Annotated in this window: 2 protein-coding genes and 1 pseudogene; 2 read left to right on the top strand and 1 reads right to left on the bottom strand. The window is 65.7% G+C overall.

Annotated features, from left to right (window positions below; genetic code table 11):
* Window positions 1–39: 39 nt before the first annotated feature.
* Entirely contained in the window at window positions 40–1,074 is a 1,035-nt protein-coding gene (locus ACFWF3_RS33930; protein ID WP_379318080.1) for a fatty acid desaturase family protein, read from the top strand.
* 3 nt (window positions 1,075–1,077) lie between these two features.
* On the opposite strand, the gene ACFWF3_RS33925 is transcribed toward ACFWF3_RS33930, so the two are convergent.
* Window positions 1,078–1,596, bottom strand: coding sequence for a winged helix-turn-helix transcriptional regulator (locus ACFWF3_RS33925; RefSeq protein WP_379318078.1), 519 nt, complete (start codon window positions 1,594–1,596; stop codon window positions 1,078–1,080).
* 60 nt (window positions 1,597–1,656) lie between these two features.
* On the opposite strand from ACFWF3_RS33925, the pseudogene ACFWF3_RS33920 reads away from it, so the two are divergent.
* Window positions 1,657–1,981, top strand: a pseudogene (locus tag ACFWF3_RS33920) (deaminase); the annotation flags it as partial.

The raw sequence follows: 1,981 nt of genomic DNA, 5'->3' as shown, positions 1-1,981 counted from the left end.
GTCGCCGATCTGCAACCCGTTCACCCGGACGTGGCCTGCATGCGCCATGCTTGTGGCGTGGTTATCGCGTCTGATGTCGTTCCCGTGCGTGGCAGTGAGTACTCGGTCCTGTTGCGTCGCGTCCGGGCGGCGGACCTGCTCGACCGGCAAGTGGGGTATTACGGGTGGAAGAGCGCGCTGACCGCAGTCGCCTTCGTGGCTGGTTGGGTGGCATTTTTCGCCATCGGTGACTCGTGGTGGACGCTGGCGGTGGGGGTGTTCCTGGCCGCGGTGTTCTCGCAGATCGCGTTCCTCGGCCACGATGCCGGGCACAAGCAGATCTTCGCCGGGCGGCGGGCCAACTACCTGTACGGGCTGATCGCGGGCAATCTCGCCATCGGGCTGAGCATCGGGTGGTGGACCAGCAACCACAACCGGCATCACGCCCACCCCAATACCGAGGGCATGGACCCGGATGCGATGGGCGTGCTCGCGTTCTCCGGTGATCGTGCGCGGGCCGGAACAGGTTGGCGGCGGTTCATTTTCCGCTACCAGGCGTGGCTGTTCTTCCCGCTGCTGCTCCTGGAAGGTGGCAGCCTGCACTGGAAGAGCATCGTCGCGGTGTTCCGCTGGCCGATCCCGAACCGTATCTGGGAGGGCGCGCTACTGGCTGCGCACTTCATCGGCTTGCTCTCGGCCGCGTTCCTGGTGCTGTCGCCGGGTAAGGCGTTGGTGTTCATCGCCGTTCAGCAGGGTCTGTTCGGTCTGTACATGGGTTCCACCTTCGCGCCCAACCACAAGGGCATGGAAGTTCTGCCGGACGGCGACAACACCGACTTCCTGCGTCGCCAGGTGCTCACCTCGCGCAATGTGCGCGGCAGCTTCCTCGTCGACACCGCGATGGGTGGGCTGAACTACCAGATCGAGCACCACCTGTTCCCGTCGATGCCGCGCGCCAACCTGCGCCGTGCCCAGCCGATGGTCGCCCAGTTCTGTGCCGAGATCGATGTTCCCTACTGCGAGACCGGCTTGTTCGAGTCGTACCGCCAGGCGATGACCCACCTGAACGAAGTCGGCCGCCAAGCGGCCCGCTGACGCCTACTCGCCGGCCGCCGCGAGGTAGGCGGCGGTGAGTTCTGCGAGCACCCCGTCGTCGGGAAGCGGCGCGCCACGCAGATGGGTGGCGCGCAGTTCATCCATGAAGCGCTCCCACATCGGGGGCCCGCCCGCGGCGAGTAACTCCGCGCGCACCGTCAGCTCCGGCGCCGTGTGCAACCATCGCGCGCCCCACGCGCCCAGTGCGGCCAGCACCGGAACGAGCTGAATCGCGGCCTCGGTGAGGTGGTATTCGACCTTCTGCCGGTGACTGGGGTCGTCGTCGCGCGTGAGCAGACCTGCGCCGACGAGTTTGGCGAGCCGTGCGGCCAGGATGTTCGAGGCGATGCCCTCGATGGACCCGGTGAGTAGTTCCCGGAAATGCGTATGCCCGCCGAACATGATGTCGCGCAGGATGATCAGGCTCCATCGGTCGCCGAGGAGCTCGACCGTGAGGTTGATCGGGCAGCCCGACTTGCCCGGCGGCACCGGCAACTTCTCCTGGGCAACTGGTTGCGACATAGGATCAGTCTAGGATACGTTCGTCACTGCTTGCACATTGCAATCAGAAAGGGCACCTCGATGGCTCAGATGGTCCGCGTTCAGAACTTCAGCATTTCCAGCGACGGGTACGGCGCGGGGGAGGGGCAGAGTCTGGATCGCCCCTTCGGTCACGCCGAACCCTCTGACCTCATGTTTTGGGCCGGCGCCACCGCGCACTGGCCCAATCGGACCGAACCCGGTGGTACCTACGGCCTCGACGACTACATCACCCGCGACTACGCCTTCAACATCGGCGCGGAAATCATGGGCCGCAACAAGTTCGGCCCACAGCGTGGACCGTGGGAGAACTACGACTGGCAGGGCTGGTGGGGCGACAACCCGCCGTTCCGCACTCCGGTTTTCG

Source organism: Nocardia sp. NPDC060220 (assembly GCF_042727815.1).
Classification (GTDB): domain Bacteria; phylum Actinomycetota; class Actinomycetes; order Mycobacteriales; family Mycobacteriaceae; genus Nocardia.
The sequence above is the reverse complement of the archived record's forward strand: the minus strand, read 5'-3'. Positions and strand labels throughout refer to the sequence as shown.